Source organism: Mesorhizobium sp. WSM4813 (assembly GCF_055811555.1).
The window spans coordinates 1-1,183 of sequence record NZ_JBVVQU010000140.1 but is presented as its reverse complement, the minus strand read 5'-3'; the positions used below and the strand labels follow the sequence as shown (position 1 = coordinate 1,183).

2 protein-coding genes are annotated in these 1,183 nt (G+C 63.7%); both read left to right on the top strand.

What is annotated here, in order from left to right:
* Window positions 1-882: efflux RND transporter periplasmic adaptor subunit (locus AC0L25_RS32380; protein WP_473599177.1), on the top strand; the 882-nt coding region annotated here is incomplete at its 5' end.
* A 2-nt stretch (window positions 883-884) separates the two neighbouring features.
* On the top strand, window positions 885-1,183 hold a 299-nt coding region (locus AC0L25_RS32375; protein WP_473599176.1), incomplete at its 3' end, for an efflux RND transporter permease subunit.

The following is a 1,183-nucleotide window of genomic DNA, read 5'->3' as shown; positions in this document are numbered from 1 at the left end:
CGCGTCGCCGGCGTCATCGACAAGCTGCCGGTCAAGCAGGGACAGCGCGTCAAGACCGGCGACCTCGTGCTGATGCTTGCCGCCGAGGAAAAGCTTTCGGCGGTCAGCAACGCCAAGCAGCTTCTGGTCCAGCGTCAGGCCGAACTCGATGCAGCATTGCGGCTGATGAAAACCGGCAATCTGCCCAAGCTGCAGCTCGATACGGCTCGCTCCAACCTGACGCTGGCCCAGTCGCACCTGGAAGCCGCGCAGGCCGAGCTCGACCGCAACGAAGTGAAGGCGCCGTTCGACGGCGTCATCGACCGGGTGCCGGTGGAGCTTGGCAGTTCGGTGATGCAGGGCGGCGAAGTGGCGACCATTTTGAGCCTCGATCCGGTGATCGCCCGCGGCGAGGTTAGCGAACGCGATCTCGGCTATCTAAAGATCGGCGACAAGGCGAATGTACGGTTGGTCAGCGGCCAGAATGTCGAGGGCACCGTGCGCTATATCAGCCGCGACGCCTCGTCCGCCACCCGCACCTTCCGCGTGGAGATCGCAATCCCCAACCCCGAGGGCACTATTCCGGCCGGGATGACCGCCGAGATCGCGCTGAGCGCACAGCCGACCGACGCAGTCATGCTGCCGCGCTCCGTGGTGACGCTCGGCGACAAGGGCGACCTTGGCATCCGCGCCGTCGACAAGGACGACAAGGTCGTGTTCTTCCCGATCGATCTGGTCGACGATACGCCAACCGGCCTGGTGCTTGGCGGCATCCCTGCCGGTGCGCGCATCATCGTCGCCGGCCAGGAACTGGTGAGGGAAGGCGAAGCGGTCAAGCCGGTCGAGGCCGACCAGGCGACCATCCAGAAGCTGTTGGGCGAAGCGACGGCCGGGACGCAGTAATCATGGATATCGTCAAACTCGCAATCAACAACGCCCGGCTGACGATTTCGGTCCTGGTCTTCCTCATCCTGGCGGGTGCGGTCGCCTACCAGTCGACGCCGAAGGAAGCGGAACCCGACGTCCCGATTCCGATGATGTATGTCAGCCTGATCTATCAGGGCATCTCGCCTGAGGATTCGGAACGCCTTCTGCTGCGGCCAATGGAAGCCAAGCTGAAAAGCCTCAAAGGTCTCAAGGAGATGCGTTCGGCCGCCTTCCAGGGTGGCGGTTACGTGCTGGTCGAATTCCACCCGCAGACGGA